This window comes from Rummeliibacillus sp. GQ308 (assembly GCF_059759115.1).
The window spans coordinates 150,364-175,271 of record NZ_JCAXDQ010000001.1 but is presented as its reverse complement, the minus strand read 5'-3'; the positions used below and the strand labels follow the sequence as shown (position 1 = coordinate 175,271).

General features: G+C 40.9%; 21 protein-coding genes. 1 reads left to right on the top strand and 20 read right to left on the bottom strand.

Annotated features, from left to right (window positions below):
- Window positions 1–135: 135 nt before the first annotated feature.
- The 12 genes from AC6CHJ_RS00925 to AC6CHJ_RS00870 all read right to left on the bottom strand — a co-directional run bounded on the left by AC6CHJ_RS00925 (window position 136) and on the right by AC6CHJ_RS00870 (window position 11,661).
- Complete coding sequence (locus AC6CHJ_RS00925) at window positions 136–1,170, bottom strand: L-threonylcarbamoyladenylate synthase (RefSeq protein WP_392995404.1); 1,035 nt, start codon at window positions 1,168–1,170, stop codon at window positions 136–138.
- Between the two features lie 108 nt (window positions 1,171–1,278).
- On the bottom strand, window positions 1,279–1,887 hold the full coding sequence (locus AC6CHJ_RS00920; protein ID WP_249775270.1) for a stage II sporulation protein R: 609 nt from the start codon (window positions 1,885–1,887) through the stop codon (window positions 1,279–1,281).
- A 45-nt stretch (window positions 1,888–1,932) separates the two neighbouring features.
- Window positions 1,933–2,799, bottom strand: a complete 867-nt coding sequence (gene prmC / locus AC6CHJ_RS00915; protein ID WP_498287004.1) for a peptide chain release factor N(5)-glutamine methyltransferase — start codon at window positions 2,797–2,799, stop codon at window positions 1,933–1,935.
- Window positions 2,783–3,862, bottom strand: coding sequence for a peptide chain release factor 1 (prfA, locus tag AC6CHJ_RS00910; RefSeq protein WP_147195427.1), 1,080 nt, complete (start codon window positions 3,860–3,862; stop codon window positions 2,783–2,785). Before prfA ends, prmC begins: the two co-directional genes overlap by 17 nt.
- 470 nt (window positions 3,863–4,332) lie before the next feature.
- Window positions 4,333–4,926 carry a thymidine kinase gene (locus AC6CHJ_RS00905; protein ID WP_066791731.1) on the bottom strand — a complete coding sequence of 198 codons (594 nt, stop codon included), beginning with the start codon at window positions 4,924–4,926 and terminating at the stop codon, window positions 4,333–4,335.
- A gap of 304 nt (window positions 4,927–5,230) precedes the next feature.
- Window positions 5,231–5,431 carry a 50S ribosomal protein L31 gene (gene rpmE, locus AC6CHJ_RS00900; RefSeq protein WP_147195431.1) on the bottom strand — a complete coding sequence of 67 codons (201 nt, stop codon included), beginning with the start codon at window positions 5,429–5,431 and terminating at the stop codon, window positions 5,231–5,233.
- Between the two features lie 163 nt (window positions 5,432–5,594).
- Window positions 5,595–6,878, bottom strand: coding sequence for a transcription termination factor Rho (gene rho, locus AC6CHJ_RS00895; protein ID WP_066791729.1), 1,284 nt, complete (start codon window positions 6,876–6,878; stop codon window positions 5,595–5,597).
- A gap of 359 nt (window positions 6,879–7,237) precedes the next feature.
- Window positions 7,238–8,206: a class II fructose-bisphosphatase gene (glpX, locus tag AC6CHJ_RS00890; protein ID WP_066791728.1), complete on the bottom strand. Its 969-nt coding sequence runs from the start codon at window positions 8,204–8,206 to the stop codon at window positions 7,238–7,240.
- 93 nt (window positions 8,207–8,299) lie between these two features.
- Entirely contained in the window at window positions 8,300–9,592 is a 1,293-nt protein-coding gene (gene murA / locus AC6CHJ_RS00885) for a UDP-N-acetylglucosamine 1-carboxyvinyltransferase (RefSeq protein WP_066791726.1), read from the bottom strand.
- 14 nt (window positions 9,593–9,606) lie between these two features.
- The gene (gene fsa, locus AC6CHJ_RS00880) at window positions 9,607–10,254 is read right to left on the bottom strand and encodes a fructose-6-phosphate aldolase (RefSeq protein WP_147195433.1); all 648 of its coding nucleotides are present in this window, start codon (window positions 10,252–10,254) and stop codon (window positions 9,607–9,609) included.
- Window positions 10,255–10,342: 88 nt separating this feature from the next.
- Entirely contained in the window at window positions 10,343–11,197 is an 855-nt protein-coding gene (locus AC6CHJ_RS00875; protein WP_249775267.1) for a class II fructose-bisphosphate aldolase, read from the bottom strand.
- Window positions 11,198–11,304: 107 nt separating this feature from the next.
- Complete coding sequence (locus tag AC6CHJ_RS00870) at window positions 11,305–11,661, bottom strand: response regulator (RefSeq protein WP_147195437.1); 357 nt, start codon at window positions 11,659–11,661, stop codon at window positions 11,305–11,307.
- A 795-nt stretch (window positions 11,662–12,456) separates the two neighbouring features.
- Between AC6CHJ_RS00870 and AC6CHJ_RS00865 the strand changes: the two genes are divergently transcribed.
- Entirely contained in the window at window positions 12,457–12,975 is a 519-nt protein-coding gene (locus tag AC6CHJ_RS00865; protein ID WP_392995410.1) for a DUF2529 family protein, read from the top strand.
- 90 nt (window positions 12,976–13,065) lie between these two features.
- On the opposite strand, the gene pyrG is transcribed toward AC6CHJ_RS00865, so the two are convergent.
- The 8 genes from pyrG to AC6CHJ_RS00825 all read right to left on the bottom strand — a co-directional run bounded on the left by pyrG (window position 13,066) and on the right by AC6CHJ_RS00825 (window position 24,858).
- The gene (gene pyrG, locus AC6CHJ_RS00860) at window positions 13,066–14,658 is read right to left on the bottom strand and encodes a CTP synthase (protein ID WP_066791718.1); all 1,593 of its coding nucleotides are present in this window, start codon (window positions 14,656–14,658) and stop codon (window positions 13,066–13,068) included.
- A gap of 162 nt (window positions 14,659–14,820) precedes the next feature.
- Window positions 14,821–15,420 carry a DNA-directed RNA polymerase subunit delta gene (gene rpoE / locus AC6CHJ_RS00855; RefSeq protein WP_244946665.1) on the bottom strand — a complete coding sequence of 200 codons (600 nt, stop codon included), beginning with the start codon at window positions 15,418–15,420 and terminating at the stop codon, window positions 14,821–14,823.
- Window positions 15,421–15,980: 560 nt separating this feature from the next.
- Window positions 15,981–19,229 (bottom strand): fused isobutyryl-CoA mutase/GTPase IcmF, encoded by a 3,249-nt coding sequence (icmF, locus tag AC6CHJ_RS00850; RefSeq protein ID WP_498287003.1) that lies wholly within the window; start codon window positions 19,227–19,229, stop codon window positions 15,981–15,983.
- A 117-nt stretch (window positions 19,230–19,346) separates the two neighbouring features.
- Window positions 19,347–19,973 carry a TetR/AcrR family transcriptional regulator gene (locus AC6CHJ_RS00845; protein WP_498287002.1) on the bottom strand — a complete coding sequence of 209 codons (627 nt, stop codon included), beginning with the start codon at window positions 19,971–19,973 and terminating at the stop codon, window positions 19,347–19,349.
- A 3-nt stretch (window positions 19,974–19,976) separates the two neighbouring features.
- A complete protein-coding gene (locus AC6CHJ_RS00840; protein ID WP_150283446.1) occupies window positions 19,977–21,113 on the bottom strand; it encodes an acyl-CoA dehydrogenase in 1,137 nt (378 codons plus the stop codon).
- 60 nt (window positions 21,114–21,173) lie between these two features.
- A complete protein-coding gene (locus AC6CHJ_RS00835; protein ID WP_147195449.1) occupies window positions 21,174–22,307 on the bottom strand; it encodes an acyl-CoA dehydrogenase in 1,134 nt (377 codons plus the stop codon).
- 492 nt (window positions 22,308–22,799) lie between these two features.
- A complete protein-coding gene (locus AC6CHJ_RS00830; RefSeq protein WP_498287001.1) occupies window positions 22,800–23,651 on the bottom strand; it encodes a 3-hydroxybutyryl-CoA dehydrogenase in 852 nt (283 codons plus the stop codon).
- A gap of 1 nt (window position 23,652) precedes the next feature.
- Entirely contained in the window at window positions 23,653–24,858 is a 1,206-nt protein-coding gene (locus AC6CHJ_RS00825) for an acetyl-CoA C-acetyltransferase (RefSeq protein WP_147195453.1), read from the bottom strand.
- Between the last annotated feature and the right edge of the window lie 50 nt (window positions 24,859–24,908).

Here is a 24,908-nt window from a genome sequence, read left to right as displayed (position 1 = left end):
CTGCGCTGTGGGGTCTCGCCTGTCTTGCTATGCCGCAGGAGTCTCCGTTGTTTCAACTACAATTAAATTTTTGTACAAATGATAATAATAATTTAATACCTACTCAGTCTTTCAGTATGCTCGAAACGCCCTTTATTATATATTGTTTAGCGTATACCATTTGCCGCCTGCTGATTTTTCCAAGCGATTCATAATCGCTGCGCCTACACCTTCTGTTGAAGTAGCAGTAGCCAGCACTATCTGTGCATCTGTAGAATCACATGCGCGCAAGGCATGAAAAAGATGAGACGCCATTTCATCCTGTGTGTTACCAATTGAAAAGAACCAATCAGGTGATAACTCTTTGAAGGATGGCGGTGCAATCAATGCTACCTTATAATGCTTCGCTTGCAAATGTTGAATCGCCTCTTGGACAATCTGTTTGTTTCTTTCAATTAAGTATACGGGTGCATTCGGAGCATAATGGGTATATTTCATTCCCGGCGCTTTCGGGGCGCCTTGTTCCTGCTCTATATGTGTAGGCTGTTCAACTGGCCCTATCACTTCCTCTAGCATCTCTTTTGTAATCGCACCCGGACGTAAGATTACCGGTATTTCCTTTGTTAGATCAAGGACAGTTGATTCAACGCCAACACCTGTCGCCCCTCCATCTAATATTAAAGGAATTTTTCCGGCTAAGTCTTGTTCCACATGAATAGCTTCCGTTGGGCTTGGTTTGCCGCTTCGATTTGCGCTTGGTGCTGCTACCGGCATACCTAAAGCTTGCAATAATTTTAACGCTACAGGGTGACTCGGCATCCGAATACCGACAGTATCTAGGCCTGCTGTTACGCTTTTTGCAAAGACATTTGGCTTTGACTTGAAAATCATGGTTAATGGCCCTGGCCAAAATGCATCCATACACTTCACCGCTTTTTCAGAAATGCTATCCACATATTTACTAAGCTCTTCCTTCGTGCCGATGTGAACAATTAGCGGATTATCAGACGGCCTTCCTTTAGCACTGTATATTTTTTTGACTGCTGCTTCATTTGTAGCGACAGCTCCAAGTCCATAGACTGTCTCTGTTGGCAACGCTACAATCTCGCCTTCAGCTAACAAATTCACAGCTTGTGTATAACTTTTTTCAGATTCCACATTGTTATCCACAACAAGCCGTTGCGTTTCCATTCGATTACCTCCCGATAAACCTTATTTTTCAGAAAGTTATACACAATTTGTTGATAACATTCTCTGAAATGTGGACAAGTTTGCACAATTTTGTGATTAACTCTCATCCTAAAATATTTTTTTGAACCATTCAACGATGAAAAACTTTGGTTTTTCTTCTTCTTTTTCTTTTTTCTCATCTTTTACTTCTTTATCTTTATAGCAAACCTTAGGAAATAAACCACACCACCAATTGTCGCCTTTCCCTGCGCCGATGGTGACAACGACTGCTTTATAGACATCCTGTGCATACATTTTGTAATCATCACGTTTTGGCGGAAATAAAGCTTTCGTTGTTTGGACATTGATTTCGCCCGACTCAATCTTTGGTGCCAGCGTTCTTTTGATCTCACTTTCAATTGTGGATAAGTTAATGGAGCCTGAGCTATTGGCCATCTCTTTTTCTATAATCGGTTTTATATTTTCTAAGATCTGCTTTTTATAAAGTTGGTCTGCTTGCGAGTTGCTATTAGCAATAAGGCGGAATCTCGGCTGTGCCAAATCCGCGCTATATTGTTGTGTAGCAACACTTTGAAAAATAAGAAGCAGTAATTGGATAAGTAATAAAGATGTTATGAATAATAAAAGTGTCGCCACTTGTGATTGTTTTTTTGGTTGTTTAATAGATTCATAAGACACGATTTCAGGTTGTTTGATTGTATAGTAATCTTCTAGCATATTGTATCCCCTCCATGAAACTATCATGGGCAAAGAGATTACTATTTATACATCTATTTCACAAAAAACCATTCGATCGTTTGAATTAATATCTTTTAATAGCTCAACCTTGGCATCAGGAAAGCTATCTTTGAATAATTGGACGACAGCTGGACCTTGTTTATAACCAATTTCCAATCCTATGAAACTAGGTTTTGCCATAATACTTGGCAATGTTTCTGCTAGTTTTCTATATAAGGCTAAACCATTTTCTTCTGCAAAGAGTGCTGTGTGCGGTTCATGATCCAGCACGATCTCAGACATCTCCTCCGCCTCTTGATAAGCAATATAGGGCGGGTTTGATAAAACAATTTGCCACTTTTGTTGAACGATTGGTTCTGTCAAATCGCCTTGCAAAAAACATATATCTGCACTCAATCGTTTGGCATTGTTCTCCGCTACCTGTAATGCTTGTGGCGAAATATCAGTTGCTGTCACCTCTAGTAGGGGCATTTCTTTTTTCATCGTGATAGCGATTGCCCCGCTGCCTGTCCCAATATCTGCAAGCTTTATCTCTGCTCCGTTTTCAAATATTCGCTGAGCTCGTTTTAACGCTTCTTCCACCAATTCTTCTGTCTCCGGTCTCGGTATGAGGACGGAAGGATCGACTGTAAATGTTCGTCCGTAGAATTCTTCTGAACCCGTGATATATTGGATTGGCGTCCCTTTCGCATGTGACTCAACCATTTGCCAATACGCTTGGTTTTGCTCTGCTGTTAAAGGCTCCCTCATACTGATTAATAATTCAGTATGTGACTTATTTAATGCATGCTGCAATAGAAGTCTTGCAGCAATTTCCTCTCGACCATGTTCCTGCAAAAAAGAAGAAGCCCCATTCAGGGCCTCATAAATGTATTTAAAGGGCTGCGTCATTTAGCGCATCCAACTTCTTCGCTTGTTCTTCCAAAATCAAAGCATCAATCAACTCATCTAATTTCCCATCAATAATTTGGTCGAGTTTTTGGATGGTTAAGCCAATGCGGTGATCGGTCACACGGTTTTGTGGATAATTGTACGTACGGATACGTTCAGAGCGGTCACCTGTACCTACAGCTGATTTACGTTCTGCATCATACTCGCTTTGTGCATCTTGCTGCAATTTGTCGTACACGCGTGCACGCAATACTTTCATTGCTTTCTCTCTGTTTTTCAATTGAGAACGTTCATCTTGCATTGCTACAACAATCCCTGTAGGAATATGTGTCATACGAACAGCAGATGCCGTTTTGTTGACGTGCTGTCCACCTGCACCAGATGCATGGTAGATATCCACACGAATATCTTTATCTTGCAGATCTAATTCTACTTCTTCCGCTTCTGGCATTACGACAACAGTTGAAGTGGATGTATGAACACGTCCTTGGGATTCTGTTTCCGGAACGCGTTGTACCCGGTGTGCTCCGCTTTCAAATTTGAATTTTGAGTAAGCGCCTTGTCCGTTGATCATAAAGACAATCTCTTTGTAACCGCCAAGCTCAGTTGGGTTAGCGTTCATGATATCAATTTTCCAGCCTTGCGTTTCTGCATATTTGCTGTACATGCGGAAAAGTGAATTAGCAAATAATGCTGCTTCGTCTCCGCCTGCAGCTCCACGGATTTCCACAATAACGTTTTTGCTGTCATTCGGATCTTTCGGGATTAGTAAGATGCGCAGGCGTTCTTCATAATCAGCAATATTACTTTCAAGCTCATTTACTTCTTCTTTTACCATTTCTTTCATTTCTGCATCTAATTTATCTTCTAGCATTTCGCGTGCTTCAGCTAGTTGCTCTTTTGCAGATTTATATTCACGGTAAACTTCTACTGTTTCCTGAATATCCGATTGTTCTTTTGAATATTTCGCTAGCTTTTTCGAATCGGATACAACATCCGGGTCACTTAGAAGTTCGTTTAATTTTTCATAGCGATCTTCTACAGCTTGTAAGCGATCAAACATATATTTCACCAATACCTTTCTGTATCTGTAGTAAGTTTATTGTCCTTACGGATCAATGGTTAGCCCGTTTCAGCGAACTGTCCACAAAGCGTCCGTTTTAGTGTTACGTACCAATCAGCGGAGATTGAACAAAATCCCATGATTGGCCATCACTTTATGAAGGAAAGCAGGGTCCTGTCGACGCTGCTAAAAAGGATTCTGTTTTATGTGCTCCATTTATTAGTATAAAGAAAAACAGCAAGGCATGCTACTTTTTTGAAAATTTCATGATTTATTTTAATCCCCATATAGGCTTAATACTGAGTGGCATTAAATTTCACAACACTAAAGACTGAAGTGCTGTATTTCTGCAGAATAATCCCTATAGCGCAAATGAAAAAAGAGCAGCCAGCAGCCACTCTTCGTAACCCGTTGACGGGCATTTTCTGTCATCTCTTTATCGATTGAACGGATCAAGTTTTAACAGCGTTTCACTTTACTTGTGTTTGACTTGCCGGTACAACATGGTGGTGTCTACAGCGAGGCTCATATGCCTCCGCAGCGCCCACTAAGATAACAGGATCATCCGCCTTAGCAGGTTGTCCATTAATTAACCGCTGTGTGCGGCTTGCAGGTGATCCACATACACTGCATACTGCTTGAAGCTTTGTTACCTGCTCCGCAATCGCCATCAGTTGTGGCATTGGCCCAAAAGGAACTCCTTTAAAGTCTTGGTCAAGTCCCGCTAAAATAACTCGATATCCATGATTCGCTAGTTGTTGAACAGTAGCAATAATATCCTCTCCAAAAAACTGAGCTTCATCAATTGCTACCACATCTACATCATCTGAGAGATAGCCCCACATGTCTGTAGATTGTGAAATAGGATAAGCGATAACCGTTGTGCCATTATGGCTTACAACAGCTTCTTCGCTATAGCGATTATCTATTTTAGGTTTAAACACAACAATCTTTTGTTTTGCAAATTGCGCTCTTCGTACACGGCGAATCAGCTCTTCTGATTTCCCAGAGAACATACTACCGCAGATTACTTCAATCCAGCCATTTTGAGTCATTACATACATGAAGTAGACCCCTTTCAAAACATATATCCATCATCATATCGAAAAAGAGGACATTTTTCTGCTCTTTTTTTTCGCTCTATTTTGTGATATGTATGATTATTTTTTCTCGTTTTAACAGATAAAAACTCTCTTTAGTGAAAGAAAAGCCTACCAAAATCAGAGAGGAATTAAAAAAGCCCTCACCAAATTGTAGTGTGACTTTCATTAAACAACGTGCTTAATACTACACGAAAATAGCCTATGCCGCAAGAAAAATACCTGCCGCGCAATAGGCGCAAGGCAGGTATTAGAAGTTTTCAGTGATTTATTTAAGACCGTATTTTTTGTTGAAACGATCCACACGTCCATCAGCAGACGCGAATTTTTGACGGCCAGTATAGAATGGGTGACATTCGCTGCAAAACTCAACGTTGATGTTTTCTTTTACTGAACCTGTTTTGAAAGAATTACCGCAAGAGCATGTTACAGTAGCTTCTTTGTATTCTGGATGAATTCCTTGTTTCATGTGTAATATCTCCTCTCGCCCTGAACCATCTGGAACAGAGTATTATCGAACTGTTGCCTTACACGACCCAGTTTTTGTTTGCCGTATATGCAACACGTATGAAATGCAATAACCATAGTATAGCAAGTCCCGACAGAAGATGCAACAAATTAATTCGAGGAATTTAAATTAATCCTTTGCCATTACGTGCAGCTTTCATATCGGTATTTAGCGTATCAAAAAACTCTTCATTTGTCTTTGTATTACGCAATTTTTTCAAGAAACGCTCCGCAAAATCTGGAGAGTCCGAGAAGGTTTTTCGAATTGCCCACAGCTTATCCAACTGTTCTTTTGGAATAAGAAGTTCTTCTTTCCGCGTGCCGGAGCGGCGGATATCAATAGCTGGGAAGATACGTCGTTCAGCAAGGCTGCGATCTAGATGTAGCTCTAAATTTCCTGTACCTTTAAATTCTTCGTAAATGACTTCATCCATACGCGAGCCTGTATCGATTAAAGCTGTAGCCAAAATAGTCAAACTACCGCCTTCTTCAATGTTCCGAGCTGCACCGAAGAACCGTTTTGGTCGGTGGAAAGCCGCAGGGTCAATACCGCCTGATAACGTACGACCACTTGGTGGGATAACAAGGTTATAGGCGCGAGCAAGCCTTGTGATAGAATCCATTAAAATAATCACATCACGTTTATGTTCAACAAGACGCATAGCACGTTCAAGAACAAGTTCTGCGACTTTCACATGATTTTCTGGCAGTTCATCGAATGTAGAACTTACTACATCCGCATTTACTGAACGTTCAATATCTGTTACTTCTTCTGGTCGTTCATCTATCAATAGCACAATTAATTCTGACTCAGGGTATTTCTCCGTAATGGCATTTGCGATTTCTTTCATCAGCAATGTCTTACCCGCTTTTGGTGGAGCGACGATTAATCCCCGTTGTCCAAAACCGACTGGAGCCACTAAATCCATAATACGAGTAGATAGTTTTGACGGTGTTGTTTCTAATTTGATGTGTCTATCAGGATACAACGGCGTAAGCGCAGGGAAAAATACACGTTCTTTGGCCACTTCTGGATCCTCGCCATTGACAGCTTCAACATGTAAAAGTCCGTAGTAGCGTTCATTTTCTTTCGGCGGACGAACTTTCCCCGTTACCTTATCGCCATTTCTCAAGCTAAAACGTCGAATTTGGGATGCAGATATATAGATATCCTCAGAGCTTGGTGAATAGTTGATAGGGCGCAAGAAACCAAATCCTTCTTGTTGGATGATTTCAAGCACACCTTCCATAAAGAAATAACCTTCACTTTCGGCACGAGATTTTAAAATTGCAAAAATCAGCTCTTTTTTTGTCAACTTGCCATAATACGAAATTTTATATTCTCTAGCAAGCGCATAGAGATCTTTTAATTTCATATCTTCAAGTTGAGAAATTGTCATTGTCGTCATAGGCAATACACCACTCTTGTTTAATATTGTAAAAATCACGAAATGAGGATGAGAGTTATCCCGCACGAACGGGCAGCCCCACCTTCACTTTGGTGTAAATGAGAATTTAGGTGGGCCATAACTGCCAGTAATAGACCGATTGGGGCAGCGAAACTTTGCCAATCCGTCATAGGCTTAATTGAACCAATCGAGTTCACAGGTTCTGCATCAAGACATTTCGAGTTGATGCAGAAACAGTGGAACCGAACTAACACTCATTGTAAAGAAAGCACCTGAGTGAAGCTTCACTACTTTGTCATTGGGAATGGAATTTTAGCGAGAAGAGACCCGGCAAATGCCGGGCCAAGTAAAATAGAAGTTTAATCTTGCATAAATAGTTTTGGTTTTTTTGTTAAACTATGTCTACCTTCAACAAAACGAACAGTTCCTGATTTTGCACGCATTACAACCGACTCTGTCGTACAGTGCCCACCTTTGAATTGGACGCCTTTCAAAAGTTCGCCATCTGTTACGCCAGTTGCTGCGAAAATAGCATCATCGCCTTTAACCAAATCTTCCATCTTTAACACAGTGTTAACGGCGATACCCATTTTACGGCAGCGTTCTACTTCTTCTTCGTTAGATGGAATAAGCTTTCCTTGAAGCTCTCCGCCTAGGCATTTTAGTGCAACTGCTGCAATAACGCCTTCTGGAGCTCCACCTGTGCCGAACAGAATGTCTACGCCTGTTTCGTCAAACGCTGTGTTGATTGCTGCTGCTACATCGCCATCCGTGATGAATTTGATACGAGCACCTGCAGCACGGATTTGGTCAACGATTGGTTGGTGACGATCACGATTTAATAGTGTTGCCACTACGTCCTCGATGTTCTTATTTTTCGCTTTTGCTACCGCTTTAAGATTATCGATTACAGGTGCATCGATATCAATCTTACCTGCGGCTTCTGGTCCAACTGCGATTTTATCCATATACATATCCGGCGCATGAAGCAAGTTGCCTCGGTCGGCAATCGCAAGAACTGTGAGTGCATTCCCACTTCCTTGTGCAACAATATTTGTGCCTTCTAGCGGATCGACTGCAATATCCACTTGAGGACCAGCTGGATCTGAACCGAGTTTCTCTCCGATGTATAGCATAGGCGCTTCGTCCATCTCGCCTTCGCCAATCACTACTACCGCGTCCATTGGAATAGAATCAAATACTTGGCGCATAGCTGTTGTTGCCGCATCATCTGCTTCCATCTTTAAGCCACGGCCCATCCATCTTGCTGATGCGATTGCTGCTGCTTCTGTCACACGAACTACTTCCATAGATAAACTGCGTTTCATTTTTAACTGTTCCTCCCATTTCCATCTTGATGACTGATTCGTTTTCACACTAAATCTATTATAGCACACAGTTTTTGTTGTGCCTGATTATTTTTAGTTAAAACGCTTTGCCGCTTGGTTTGCAGATTCTGTTTCGATTGACTCTCGATGGATATCTGCTCCTAAATCCTGTAACTTAGCAATAATATCGCTGTAACCGCGCTCAATATGGAAAATATCATGGACTTCGGTATTTCCTTTTGCTAACAAGCCCGCGATAATAAGTGCTGCTCCCGCTCTCAAATCTGTTGCAGTAACTGTAGCAGCTTCTAGCTTTGTAGGACCTGTTAAAATGGCCGAACGCCCTTCTACTTTGGCAACTGCACCCATTCTGCTAATTTCGTCTATATGCTTAAAGCGAGCGGAATAAATGGTATCTGTAACGATAGAGGAACCGTTTGCTTGCGTTAATAGCACAGTGAATGGTTGTTGCAAGTCAGTCGGAAACCCTGGATATACAAGCGTTTTAATATCCACAGGTTTTAAGCTTTTAGGCTTAGGAATAAAAATTCGTTCTTCTTCTTCCATGACTTCTACGCCCATTTCACGTAGTTTTGCCGTGACTGCTTCTAAATGGAGTGGAATAACATTATCGATAGTCACGCCATCTCCAATAGCAGCCGCCATAATCATATAGGTACCCGCTTCAATGCGGTCAGGAATAATAGTATGGTTCGTGCCATGCAATTCTTCGACGCCTTCAATCCGAATTACGTTAGTTCCAGCTCCTTTGATTTTGGCGCCCATATTTGTGAGCAATGTGGCAACATCAATAATTTCTGGCTCTTTTGCTGCATTTTCAATAATCGTTTTGCCTGTTGCAAGCACTGCTGCCAGCATAATATTAATCGTTGCACCGACACTGCTAACATCTAAGTAAATTTTTGCTCCACGCAATTCTTCTGCACGCAAATAGATAGCTCCATGTTCATTAGTCACCTGCGCACCTAAGGCTTCAAAACCTTTAATATGCTGGTCAATAGGACGAGGGCCAAGATGACATCCGCCAGGCAAGCCGATAACTGCTTTTTTGAAGCGGCCTAGCATAGCTCCCATTAGGTAATACGATGCGCGCAATTTTTTGACATTGCCATTAGGCATCGGCATATCCACCATAGAACGTGGATCTATAACCATACGACCATCATCAAATTCTACATTTCCGCCAATTTCCTCAAGCAAAGTCTTTAGTGTCCAAACATCTAAAATTTCTGGCAATCCTTCGATTGTTACAGGAGAATTGGCCAAAATGGAAGCAGGGATTAAGGCTACTGCACTATTTTTTGCGCCGCTGACTTTAATCGTGCCCTTTAGAGGTTTTTCACCCGCAATTTTATACACGTCCATCTCATTCTCCTTAATTATTTATCTTTGTTTGCCCAGTCTTTCATGAAGCCTTCGATCCCTTTATCTGTCAAAGGATGATGGAATAATTGTTTCAACACTTTATATGGTGTAGTGGCGATGTGTGCGCCTGCTAGAGCAGCTTCTGTAATGTGTCGTGGGTGACGAATAGAAGCAGCGATAATTTGTGTTGGTATCTCGTGAATAGCAAAAATCTCTGCAATTTCTCTTACTAGTTCTGTACCATCTTGACCAATATCATCTAAGCGGCCTAAGAACGGAGAAACATACGTAGCACCAGCACGTGCAGCCATTAAAGCTTGGTTTGCATTAAAGATTAACGTCACATTCGTTTTGATTCCTTCTGCCGTTAGCGCAGCACAAGCAGTCAAACCTGCGGGTGTGAATGGCAATTTAACCGTAATATTCGGCGCGATTTGAGCTAATTCATGACCTTCTTTGATCATGCCCTCTGCATCTAAAGCAATAACTTCCCCACTAATAGATCCATCTACTAAATCTGCAATCTCTTTCAAACGATCATGGAATGAGATGTTTTTCTCTTTCGCTACTAGTGAAGGGTTTGTTGTTACACCTGAAAGAATCCCCCATGAGTGTGCTTCCTTAATTTCATCAAAATTGGCTGTATCAATAAAAAATTTCACTTCTATTTCCTCCTAATGATGGAAAAATGGAGAAGTCCCGGATTCAAACCGGTTCCTTCTCCCATTCCTCTCTATTTAAACTATATGCTTATGCTTTTTGAGAGCTACCGAACTCGCGCATTTTTCCGATAACAGTGGCTTTAATTGCCTCGCGAGCAGGACCTAAGAATTTACGTGGATCGTATTGTTCTTTATCCTTGTCCAAAAATTCGCGAATCGCTTTTGTAGCAGCAATTTGGTTTTCAGTATTCACGTTAATTTTTGCAGTACCCAATGAGATAGAACGTTGAATGTCTTTTGTAGGGATACCTGTTCCTCCGTGAAGTACAAGTGGAAGATCTGCCAGTTTTGAGATTTCTTCCATTTCTTTAAAGCCCAAGTTTGGTTCGCCTTTGTATGGACCGTGAACTGAGCCCAATGCAGGTGCTAAACAGTCTATTGCTGTCGCTTCTACCATCTTGCGGCATTCCTCTGGGTCAGCATACTTAATGCCGCCGATTACGCCATCTTCGTCGCCGCCTACTGTACCAAGTTCTGCTTCTACAGAAACACCGTGTGCATGCGCATACTCAACTACTTTTGAAGTGATTTCAATGTTTTCTTCAAATGGATGGTGAGATGCATCAATCATGACAGATGTAAAGCCTGCATCAATCGCCTCTTTACATTTTTCAAAACTTGAACCATGATCTAAATGAATTGCCACTGGCACAGTTGTGTTATAGCTTTCCATTAGGCCTTTAACCATTTGAACAACGGCAATAAATCCACCCATATATTTCCCCGCACCTTCAGATACGCCTAAAATAACTGGTGATTTTTCTTCTTCTGCCGCTTGTAGAATTGCTTGTGTCCATTCAAGATTATTAATATTGAATTGACCTACAGCATAGCTATTTTCTTTTGCTGTAATTAACATTTCTTTCATTGAAACCAAAGCCATTAGTAAATCCTCCTTTAGGATGTAATGTAACATGGTGTTATGTTATATTGAGTATTTCCCTTCTTATCATAACAAAAAGAATAAGCATTGACTACCGACAATACTTATTACACAACTATTTTTATCACAGTATCTCTTACTTCTAAAATATTAAATGGTTTTGCGAAAAAGTAATCTGCTCCGCAATTTTCAGCTTCATTCATCACTTCTTTGTCGCTGTCTCCTGTCATCATAATCACAGGCAAATCTGCATAAGTTTCTTTTATTTTTTTTAATATTTCCAGACCGTGCATACCTGGAATTTTCATATCTAATAACACGCAGTCTAGCATGTTATTTTCAAATATTTGTACCGCTTCTGCTCCATTAGATGCAAGAAGTGTTTCAAACCCCTCATTTTTAAAAACCTCGCTGAGAAGCATTCTGATGCCTTGCTGGTCGTCGACAATTAATATTTTTTTCATATACCTTTCTGCTACAAAAATACAGGCAAATATATTTATCTATGCTAGACATACCCTGCTTCATAAACTCTTAACCGCCAGTATATTTATCCTGTAAGCACTTTCAGAATCACCTTTTCATTATTTTCCAAACGATGGCCAATCCCAATTTATACAGAAATAAAACCTACTATAGCGAATAAGTCCCATACCATTAACAATTAACTACAGCTTAATATATGTGTGTTTTCATGCTAGTCTAGCGTGCAGTTTTTATATCCTATCTGTTGTTTTGCCTGTCCTTATAGCAGAATTCACCTCTCCTTCGATGGTTGATATATTGATGATTTTGATTAATTACAATTAAAATCTTTTAACTATTTCTGTTTCTTTTACTTTTTTGCACTTTATTGGAAATTCATAATCATTCAAGACATTTGCATTCAGCAGCGTACCGAATACAAATCTCGTCAGTTTCATTCCTCCTACACCAAAAATAGCAAACTCTATAAGAATACTAGGAGTTCGCTAAACAAGGAGCTAAATGAAATGTAGAACTCATATATTAGTAACTATTGATAAAATATCTTTCCATTTTTTAGTACTTGTATATATTGCAATTTTAAACTTTATTGTCCCCTTATTATACTCTATTCGCCCATTATTTTTATTTTCCTGCATTATTAGATAAGTTTTTATTTTAACAAACTCTCTTTCACACAAAAAAATTAAATAATATCACAATATGAGAACCATTTCAGGGCTCTATTTTGCAATTGGATTATACCCATTTATAATGAAGGTGAGGTGAATGGAATGTTAAAAATGTTATCTACCCAAATCGGCGGCTTGTTAAAGCGAGTGGCTACAGACCAAGAAGAAGCAATCGAGGAAACTGCCCGTCTGCTTGCACAAGCTGGAATTGGAGAAGGGTTTGTCTATTTTGCATGCTTTGATGAGCTAAAGGCTGTAGAAGTCAATGCTATGCAAGCTGCAGAACCTTTCCAACAATTGCGCCCTTTTACTCCGGAAGCGAATATTACGGATATTGACCGTGTATGTATCTTCGCACGAACCGCACATGATCCAAATGCATTAAAGTTAGCTCAAACTTTATACGATGCATTTATCCCCTTTGCAGTTGTGGCAAGTGAGAAAGTTGAAAATGCCGGAAAAATGGCCGACCTAGCTTATACGTATATTTCTATGGATATTAAAAAAGGATTGTTACCGAATGATTTGGGCGAGCGTATTGTCTTACCACATACGCTAACAGCTCTGTTTATCTATGAGGCGATCAAGATGTCTTATGATGAAATGGTGGATGGGCTATAATTCTAAGCCATGAGATATTTAAATTATTTTAACTAAACAATAAAGAAAAAACCAGGCTAATGTATCAGCCTGGTTTTACTTTTGTTTCATTTATTTCACAGAAGCGCCAACAAACTCGCGGAATAACGGTTGTGGACGGTTAGGACGTGAAATGAATTCTGGATGGAATTGACATGCAACAAAGAATTTTTTCTCCGGCAATTCAATAATTTCTACTAAACGATCGTCAGGAGAAGTTCCTGAGAAGACTAGTCCTTCTGCTTCCATCGCTTCACGGAACTCATTGTTGAATTCATAACGATGGCGATGACGTTCATATACTAGTTCATCATTATAGATTTCACCTGCACGAGATCCTTCTTTTAATTTACATGGATATAGGCCAAGGCGAAGTGTGCCACCTAAATCTTCTACATCGATTTGGTCAGGTAGTAATGCAATGACTGGATATTTTGTTTCTGCATCCAATTCAGCTGAATGTGCACCTTTAAGCCCAAGTACATTGCGTGCAAATTCAACTGATGCAAGCTGCATGCCTAAACAAATACCCAAGAATGGTACATCGTTTTCACGTGCATATTGGATTGCTAAAATTTTACCTTCTACTCCACGATCACCAAATCCACCTGGTACTAAAATACCGTCAGCGTCATGTAATAATTCTTTTACATTTTCTTCTGTTACGTCTTCTGCATTGATAGCATTCACTTCTATATCTGTATCATGTGCGTATCCAGCATGTTTCAATGCTTCTACTACAGAGATATAAGCATCTTGCAACTCAACGTATTTTCCGACAAGTGCAATTTTCGTTGTCTTTTTAAGGCTTTTTACTTTATCGACTAAAGCTTTCCAATCAGCCATATCTGCTTGTGGTGCTTCAATGCCAAAGTGTTCTAAAACAATGTCATCAATGTGTTGCGCTTGCAGATTTAACGGGATATCATAAAGGCTTTCTGCATCCACGCATTCAATAACTTCATGCGGTTTTACATCGCAGAATAGCGCTAGTTTTTCTTTCATTTCTGTTGGCACTGGGCGATCTGAACGTACCACCAAAATGTTTGGTTGAATACCTAATGAACGTAACTCTTTCACTGAGTGCTGAGTCGGTTTCGTTTTTAGCTCACCTGCTGCACCAATATAAGGGATAAGTGTACAGTGTAAATAAAGGACATTTTCATTTCCAAGATTGCTTTTCATTTGGCGAATTGCTTCAAGGAATGGCAATGACTCGATATCGCCTACTGTTCCGCCGACTTCTGTGATGACGATGTCTGCACTTGTTTCGCGGCCCGCACGTTGGATGCGGTCTTTAATTTCATTTGTGATATGCGGAATCACTTGTACAGTACCACCGTTGTAATCTCCGCGGCGTTCTTTTTTCAATACTGTTGAGTAAACTTTACCAGATGTCACTGTTGAATGTTTACCTAAGTTAATATCAATAAAACGCTCGTAGTGGCCTAAGTCTAAATCAGTTTCTGCGCCATCATCTGTAACGAACACTTCACCATGTTGGTATGGGCTCATAGTTCCTGGATCGATATTGATGTATGGATCAAATTTTTGAATTGTTACATTCATTCCACGGTTTTTTAACAAACGTCCAAGTGATGCTGCTGTGATCCCTTTACCTAATGATGAAACTACGCCACCAGTTACAAAAATATATTTGGTCAATGAAAATTCCTCCTAGTTAGTGCTGAAGATAGGTTTTTTAAAAAACAAAAAACGCTCCTCCCGCAAATAATTTGCAGGGGGAGCGTGAAGTTTCACGGTCAATCTCCTTTTTTAAGGAGCCCAAGTAAAAGGTTAAATGATAACTCAAAAGAAGTCAAGAAGTTAGTCTCTTTCTTTTTCTTCCAATTCATCTTCTTCATCGTCATCTTCATCTTCATCTAGTTCAAACTCTTCGTCATCCATATCGATATCTTCTTCTAACTCTTCTTCATCGATATCTTCGAGATCACCAGCATCAAATGTTTCTTCCTCTACCGCTTCTTCTTCAGCTTCATCTTCATCTAGGAATTCATCAAAGTCTTCTTCAAATTCAATTTCTTCTGCGTCGTCATCTAAATCATCTTCTTCAACGACTTTTGCTTTTTTCTTGCGCACTCTTACAGTTGGAGCTGTTTCTTCTTCTACTTGATCAATAGCATACCATTCACGAACACCCCAGCGATTTTCGCCCAAAGCAATAAAACGGCCATCGATATTCATATCTGTATAAAATTGAGCAGAAGCAGCTTTCATTTCTGCCTCTGAGCGTGCACCTAGGTCTACAATCGCTTGCATTATTTCAGTAAATGAAAGTGGTTGGTGCTTTTCCTCCAAAATTGCATATGCTAAATTAATTAATGATTCTTCTGTTAATTGTTCTTCATTTAATTCACGAAGGTTCAAATCATGCACGTCCTTTCTTGTCCTAAACATCATATCCATTTTGAACTTCTTATTACTGCTGTCACGCCTAAGGAACCAAATTTGGATCGTTCAAGAGTTCAACAGTATTGTACTATGCCAGATACTTAATCCACAACCAATACCTGACTGATTTGTATGGGCAGCCATAACTATCAATAACTTTGAGTCAACTTGTGCTTCTTTCACGCACAACGAATCCTTATATTATCTTATATTCATTGTTGCACGAATCAATTCTTCTTCTTTTCTAAGCGTAAGCGGTAATAGCCATATGCAAAAAGGTAGATCGCTAAGAGCAGGAATGAGACTGCGCCAAGTTGCTTATCATAGGTAAAATAAGTCAAAATCAAGCACAATAGTATTACTATGAAATGAATCGCGATTTTCACTGCATTCTCACTCCTTCAACAATAGTCCCATCCAATATAAGTCAAAAAGAAGAAGGCCTAATCGTAGGATTAGACACTTCCTCATATGAACAAATAAACGTTGTTTGAATAAAGCATACTCCTGATTTTATGATTCGTAAAGCCTAAAGAGCAAGAATTCAAGTGAGAATAATGAAAGGAATGTTTCAGCTACATATTTCTTCTATATTGGCCGCCAACTTCATATAGAGCATTTGTAATTTGGCCAAGACTCGCAACCTTAACTGTTTCCATTAATTCACCAAAAATATTGCCGCCATTTTTTGCTGTTTCTTTCAGCTTGCTAAGTGCAGCATCCACTTCATCCTTGTGGAGTTCCTTAAAGACTCGCAAATTCTCAATTTGTGTCTCTTTTTCCTCTTTAGAAGCTCGTGCAATTTCCATCGAGTTAATGGACTCCTGTGAAGGAGGATTTGGATTTAAATACGTATTAACACCAATAATCGGCAGTTGCCCTGAGTGTTTCAGCGATTCATAATGCATAGACTCTTCTTGGATCTTACCACGTTGGTATTGAGTCTCCATTGCTCCTAACACACCCCCGCGGTCATTCATTCTGTCGAATTCCTCAAGCACTGCCTCTTCCACTAGCTGTGTCAATTCTTCGATAATAAATGCTCCTTGCAGAGGATTTTCATTCTTAGTGAGACCATGTTCTTTTGTGATGATCATTTGAATGGCCATTGCGCGTCTCACCGACTCTTCAGTTGGCGTTGTGATGGCTTCATCATATGCATTTGTATGCAATGAATTGCAATTGTCATGCAGTGCCATCAACGCTTGCAAGGTAGTCCGGATATCGTTAAAGTCTATTTCTTGTGCATGAAGACTTCTTCCCGATGTTTGGATATGGTATTTTAATTTTTGACTACGTTCATTAGCACCATATAAATCGCGCATCGTAACAGCCCAAATTCTTCTCGCTACCCGACCGATTACACTATACTCAGGATCAAGGCCATTTGAGAAGAAGAAGGAAAGGTTTGGCGCAAAGTCATCGATGTTCATGCCACGGCTTAAATAATATTCAACATAGGTAAAGCCATTTGCTAATGTGAATGCAAGCTGTGAAATTGGATTAGCGCCCGCTTCTGCAATGTGGTATCCAGAAATCGAAACAGAGTAATAATTCCGCACTTTTTCATTAATGAAATACTGCTGGATATCCCCCATCATCCGAAGTGCAAATTCTGTTGAGAAGATGCACGTATTTTGACCTTGGTCTTCTTTTAAAATGTCAGCCTGTACAGTACCGCGAACGACATTCAACGTATTGGCTCTTGTTTCCGCAAACTCTTCCACAGTCAGTGTCCGGCCAAGCTCGCTCTCTCTCAAACGTACTTGTTGGTCAATCGCAGTATTCATAAACATGGCTAATATAATAGGCGCAGGACCGTTGATTGTCATTGACACAGAGGTTGAAGGCGCACATAAATTGAATCCGTCATATAGCTTTTTCATATCATCTAGCGTACAAATGCTGACACCTGATTCCCCTACTTTACCGTAGATATCCGGCCGTTCATCTGGATCTTCTCCGTACAATGTCACGGAATCAAATGCGGTAGATAAGCGTTTTGCATCGTCATCTTTCGATAGATAATGGAAGCGGCGATTTGTTCGTTCCGGTGTTCCCTCACCAGCAAACTGACGTTTTGGATCTTCTCCTTCGCGTTTAAACGGAAAAACACCCGCAGTATACGGGAATGCACCCGGCACATTTTCAGCATAAACAAAGCGCAAAATCTCGCCATAATCTTCGAACTTCGGCAATGCAACTTTAGGAATCTTGAGACCTGACAAACTCGTAGTCGTCAGCAATGTACGGATTTCTTTGTCGCGCACTTTCGTTACTAATTCATCGCCGCTATAGCTTTCTTTCAGCGTATGCCAATTTTTCAGTATTTGCTTAGATTCTGCAGTAAGCTGATCTTTGACACCTTCCATTAGTTGATTCAGAGACTCAACAAGTGCTTCTTCGCCATGCTTTTCTTGGACAAGCTTTAGCGTGCCTTCTAATTGATATAGTTTTCTCGCTAGATCTGCTTGCTGTGCTGCCTTTTTATGATAGCTTCTCACCGTATCGGAGATTTCACGCAAATAGTAGCGGCGGTCATTTGGAATGATGACATTTTGTTTTTGCGTTTTAACAAATTGCTCATAAGATGTTTGCCAATCATAGCCACATTTTTCGTTAATGGTTCGAATTAATGCTGCAAATAATGAGTTGGTTCCCTTGTCATTAAATTGGCTCGCAATCGTTCCATAGACAGGCATATGATCAAGATTTTCATCCCACAATTCATGGCTGCGCTGATATTGCTTTTGAACTTGGCGAAGCGCATCTTCAGACCCTTTTCTTTCAAATTTATTGATGACGATTAAATCGGCGAAATCAATCATATCGATTTTTTCTAGTTGTGTAGGAGCACCGAACTCACTTGTCATCACATACATAGATAAGTCGGACACTTCTGTAATCGCTGCATCCCCTTGTCCAATACCACTTGTTTCTACAATGATGAGGTCGAAGCCAGCGACTTTGACAATATCCAGTACATCTCCTAAAGCTGAAGATAACTCCGTATGGGAATCTCGTGTTGCTAGGCTTCGCATGTAAACCCGATTATTAAAAATAGCATTCATGCGAATACGGTCTCCAAGCAAAGCACCACCTGTTTTTTGCTTCGTTGGGTCAATTGAAACGATAGCGATCTTTTTATCAGGAAATTCATGTAAGAACCTGCGGATCAACTCATCCGTCAATGAACTTTTCCCTGCACCACCTGTACCTGTTATCCCAAGAACCGGCGTATGTTTAGATAGCTTTCTTGCACGTTCCAAAAGCGTAGCTGTTTCTTCATTATCCCCTTCTTCTGCTGCTGTAATCAGCTGTGCCAGCAACTCAGGCTTCTCAGTTGAAAGTACGTCTAATTGATCAAGAAGGCCTTCTTTGACTGTAGAAAAATCACTTCTTTCAATCATTTGATTAATCATGCCTTGCAGACCTAAAGTCATGCCGTCCTCGGGTGAAAATAGACCTTTCACGCCGTATTCATGCAACTCTTTGATTTCTTTCGGCAGGATAACGCCACCCCCACCGCCAAAAATACCGATATGCGGGGCTTTCTTTTCATTCAACAGATCATACATATACTTGAAGTATTCCATATGGCCGCCTTGATAAGAGGAAATAGCGATTCCTTGTGCATCCTCTTGAATAGCTGCGTTTACTACCTCTTCAACAGAGCGATTATGCCCAAGATGAATGACTTCCACACCGCTAGATTGCAAAATGCGTCTCATAATATTGATAGATGCATCATGCCCGTCAAAAAGGCTAGAGGCTGTGACGAATCGTACATGATTCTTCGGTTTATAGATTTCGGCTTTTACCATTTTTATAAATCCCCCTTATTGAACAAAACTTCTCTCAATCCCTTATTAAAAAGAAAAGGCAAGGCTAGTGATCCACCCACATTGCTGTTTGTGTATTCCATCCTTGCGCCGTTCCACTTAGCTCAACATACCGTTTAATAATATGTTTGTTTGCATTTTGATATAATCTTCTATTTTGTAATCTTTGCGCCATACCCATCTTCTAAATGCCCACGCCTGGCCTTGGATAACAATTTGATGTGCCAATAGTTTAATTTCCTTTGGCGAAAATTTCATTTGATCAAGTTCTACGCATCCTGACAGTAAATTTTCAAAAATGCCAGCCATTTCGATTTCTTTCGCTAATACATAATCAAGCGCATCTTTTGGCAAGGACTTTGACTCTTGGTACATTACGAGCATTTCATCTTGCATTGAATCCACAAGCATGTAATACTGCGTAATCGCTTCAATCAATCCCTCAATGCTCGCTTCTCGCTGCTGGAAAGGTCCCAATTGATGCTGAACCTCAAGATAAATACGGTCGCAAACAAGGTAAAGAATATCTTCTTTTGTGCGGATATATTCATAAAGCGTTCCGATACTAAAGCCGGCTGATTTGGCGATTTCCCTCGTAGTAGTCCGATGGAAGCCTTTTTCTTTAAAGAGGCGAACAGCGCCCTGAATCATCTCTGTGCGCCTCTTTTCAATTAAGACTTCATCCTTAATCGAGGTATGAATTCGTTTTTTTTGTTCATTTTCCATACACTATTTCAAAAGCATACGAGAGATTACAAGGCGTTGGATTTCTTGAGTTCCCTCATAGATTTGAGTGATTTTTGCATCACGCATAAAACGCTCTACAGGATAATCCTTCGTATAGCCATATCCGCCGAATACCTGCACCGCTTCTGTGGTTACTTTCATCGCTGTATCGCCAGCCATTAATTTTGCCATCGCCGATTGTTTGCCATATGGCAGGTTATTGGATTCAAGCCACGCCGCTTGGTACGTTAACAGGCGAGAAGCTTCTGTTGCAGTCGCCATATCTGCTAATTTAAATGATACTCCTTGGTTTGCAGAGATTGGCTTACCGAATTGTACACGTTCTTTGGCATACAGTGTTGCTGCATCAAGCGCACCTTGTGCAATACCTACTGCTTGCGCTGCAATGCCGTTTCGTCCGCCATCTAAAGTTTTCATTGCAATTTTGAAACCGTCACCTTCTGCACCAAGCATATTCTCCTTTGGTACACGGCAGTTATCAAAGATGATTTCAGTTGTTGGTGATGAACGAATGCCCATTTTCTTTTCTTTCTTCCCAACAGAGAAACCTTCATAATCAGCTTCTACGATAAATGCTGACGTGCCATTTTTTGCTTCTGGATCTGTCACTGCGAATACTACGTAAATATCAGCGATGCCGCCATTAGTAATAAATATCTTTGAGCCGTTTAATATGTAGTGGTCACCATCCAACTTTGCAGTTGTTTTCATGCCGCCTGCATCAGATCCCGAACCAGGTTCTGTAAGGCCATAAGCACCGATTTTCTTCCCTTCAGCCATTGGGCGAAGATATTTTTGCTTTTGTTCTTCTGTCCCAAATTTATAAACAGGCCACCCAGCAAGTGATGTGTGTGCAGATAATGTTACACCTGTTGATGCACATACTCTTGAAAGCTCTTCTACAGCAATAACATAGGCTAAATAATCAGAGCCAATACCACCGTATTCTTCTGGCCAAGGTATGCCTGTCAAACCAAGTTCCGCCATTTGATCAAAAATGGCACGGTCAAATGTTTCGTTTTCATCGCGTTCAGCAGCACTTGGCGCTACTTCATTTTCTGCAAAATCTCTCACCATTTTGCGTATCATTTCATGTTCTTCTGATAGTGTAAAGTTCATTGTCAAATCCCCTTTGTTTGATATTTACTTTCTATCTTTTTTACGTTGAATCTTAGTCCCCTATTCCAAACTCCGCGAGATAACCATTCGTTGAATTTCACTAGTGCCTTCATAAATCTCAGTCACTTTCGCATCGCGGAAATACCGTTCAACAGGATAATCTTCCGTATAGCCATAACCACCAAAAACTTGGATGGCTTCTGTTGTCACTTCGACAGCTGTTTTTGATGCAAATAATTTAGCCATTGATGCTTCTGTTCTACAAGGCTTCCCTAGCGAACGTAAATGGGCTGCTCGATATACTAACAATCTCGCTGCTTCTACAGCGGTGCCCATATCCGCCAATTTAAATGAAACGCCTTGATTGGCTGCAATCGGCTTGCCAAATTGTACACGCTCATTTGCATAGCGAACAGATTCATCCAGTGCCGCTTCAGCAATCCCTAAGCTCTGTGCCGCGATACCAATTCTTCCGACATCTAAGTTAGCCATAGCGATTTTGAACCCTTCGCCTTCTTCACCCAGCAAATTTTCTGCTGGAACTTGCATTTGCTCAAATGTTAGCTGAACTGTCTTAGAACCATGAAGGCCCATTTTCTTTTCATTTTTTCCTATAACAAGGCCTGGCGTGTCTTTATCGACGATAAATGCTGATATACCCTTTGTTCCCTGTGTTGGATCTGTCGAGGCGAACACGATATACACATCCGCTTCACCGCCATTTGTAATAAAGACCTTTGAGCCGTTCAATTCGTAGTAATCTCCATGCTTTACTGCTTTTGTTTTAAGAGATCCTGCGTCTGAACCTGCTGATGGCTCTGTTAAGCAAAATGCACCCAGATACTCCCCGCTAGCCAATTTTGGCACATAGCGTTTCTTTTGTTCTTCTGTGCCAAAGTAGAGTATCGGATTTGTTCCGACCGATGTATGCACAGACAAAATCACCCCGATGACTGCACTTACTTTAGATAGTTCATGAATGGCAATGATATAGGATGTAAAATCCATTTCTGACCCGCCATATGCTGCAGGCGCGGTAATGCCCATAAGCCCTAGCTCTCCCATTTGCGCTAGGATATCGCGTGGAAATTCCCCTTTTTCCAGTTGATCGACTTGAGGTGCAATTACTTCTCTTGCAAAATCACGAACCATCTTTTGCATCATCATTTGTTCTTCCGTGAATTGTAGATTCATGATGTCTCTCCCTTTTACATCATTTATTTAAAATGCATTCAAAAACAGATATCTATTTTTCTACTACTACTCTGATTTGAATCAAAGTGGAATTAACTCCGCTTTCCTGAGGGCGGGCGATAAGCCTCCTGGCTCGCATCACTTACTGCGGAGTCTTATCTGTCCCGCTAATCCCCAAGGAGTCTCCGATAATTCCACTTCCATATAGTTTCACAAATCAAAATAGTTGAGATGAGGGCGAAGTGCGGGCAGCTGCGCGTTCCTAGGGCGAGTGGTAAGCCTACTCGTCAGCTCCGCTTCCTGTGGGGTCTTACCTGACTCGCTAACCCCTAAGGAGTCTCCGCTGCCCGCACTTCTACAAAGTTTTAACATCAAATATTTGCTATCAATTCTCTGCAACTATACTTTTAGTGCTCTCATGATTACTAACAAGATTCTGCTCTTGAATTCCCCTTGTATTCTTTTAAACTTTCATGTAATTGCAATTTACTACTAACTATATTCGTAGAACCCTCTTCCAGATTTCTTGCCAAGCCAGCCTGCTTTGACGTATTTTCTAAGCAGTGGGCATGGACGGTATTTGCTGTCGCCGAATCCTTCGTATAGTGTTTCCATGATATATAGGCATGTATCTAGCCCGATAAAATCAGCTAGTGTGAGTGGTCCCATTGGATGGTTCATACCAAGCTTCATCACTTCATCGATTGCTTCTTTTGTTGCAACCCCTTCATAAAGTGTGAAGATCGCTTCATTGATCATTGGCATAAGGACACGATTTGCCACGAATCCTGGGAAATCATTCACTTCTACAGGTACTTTTTGAAGTTTTTTCGTTAACTCTTCAATCGAATTGTATACTTCATCAGAAGTAGCAAGCCCACGAATAATTTCGACTAGCTTCATGACAGGCACCGGATTCATAAAGTGCATGCCGATTACTTGTGCTGGTCTATTTGTCACTGCTGCTATTTCAGTAATAGGCAATGAAGATGTGTTAGAAGCAAGAATGGCATGTTGTGGTGCTATTACATCTAGTTGTTTAAAAATAGATTGCTTGATATCCATGTTTTCAACAGCTGCTTCAATCACCAAATCAACATCTTTTGCATCCTGAAGTGACAATGATTTAGTAAACCGTTGCAAGACAGCCGCTTTTTCATCTTCTGCCATACGTCCTTTTTCTACATTGCGTGACAGGTTTCGCGTAATTGTGCCAATACCTCTTTCATACGACTCTTCGCTAATGTCATTTAGCAGTACTTCTAAACCTGCTTGAGCACACACTTGGGCAATGCCTGATCCCATTTGGCCTGCGCCAATGACCATTACTTTTTGTATCGCCATCTTAGTATCCCTCCGTTGTCGGTACTTCGATCATAATCGCGTCTCCTTGGCCACCGCCCGAGCAGATAGCTGCGATACCAATACCACCCCCGCGGCGACGTAATTCATATGCAAGAGTTAAAATAACGCGCGTTCCTGATGCACCGATTGGGTGGCCTAATGCTACAGCGCCGCCGTTAACATTTACTTTTTCTTCATCCAAATTAGCAATTTTATTGCTGGCAAGCGCAACTGCTGCAAATGCTTCATTGATTTCAAAAAGGTCAATTTCTTCTAATGATTTACCTGTCTTTTCAAGTAGCTTGTTAATAACTAATCCTGGTGTTTGCGGGAAATCGTTTGGTTCTACTCCAACCTCTGCGTGCCCTAGAATAGTTGCTAATGGTTTTAAGCCATTTTCCTCTGCATACTGCTCACTCGTTACCACTACTGCACATGCACCGTCGTTAATGCCAGGGGCATTACCTGCAGTAACCGTTCCACCATCTTTAGTGAAAGCAGGTCTCAATTTGCCAAGCACCTCGATGGATGTATCTTTTCTTGGCGCTTCATCTTGATCTACTACGACCGGCTCACCTTTTCGTTGTGGAATACTAACAGCAACGATTTCTTCGCCTAGTTTACCGCCTTCAATCGCCGCAATAGCATTTTGGTGGCTACGCAGTGACCAATTATCTTGTGCTTCTCTTGTAAGTCCAAATTTTTCCGCTGTCTCGTCGCCATACGTACCCATATGTACATGATTTGGTGAGAATGCACATGAAAGGCCGTCATAGACCATGCCGTCCACAATAGCTCCGTCTCCCATACGGTAGCCGAATCGTGCTTTTGGCAAATAATACGGCGCTTGAGACATCGACTCCATTCCACCTGCTACGATCACATTTTCTTCTCCAAGCCGTATTAATTGATCTGCAAGCGTTACACTGCGCATACCAGATGCGCATACTTTATTGATTGTTTCAGTTTTTACAGTGTAAGGTATACCTGCTTTAGTAGCAGCTTGGCGCGAAGGTATTTGGCCTTGCCCTGCTTGCAACACTGTTCCCATAATGACTTCATCTACTTGTTCTGCATCTACATTTGAACGTTTTAATGCTTCTTTAATAGCAGCTCCCCCTAGATCGCTTGCTGCCAAAGAACTTAAACTTCCCCCGAATTTCCCAAACGCTGTACGTGCTCCGTCAATAATCACTGTTTTTTGCAAGTTTGACACCCCTTTTTGTCATTGGTTACGCTTACATAAAAATTGAAATG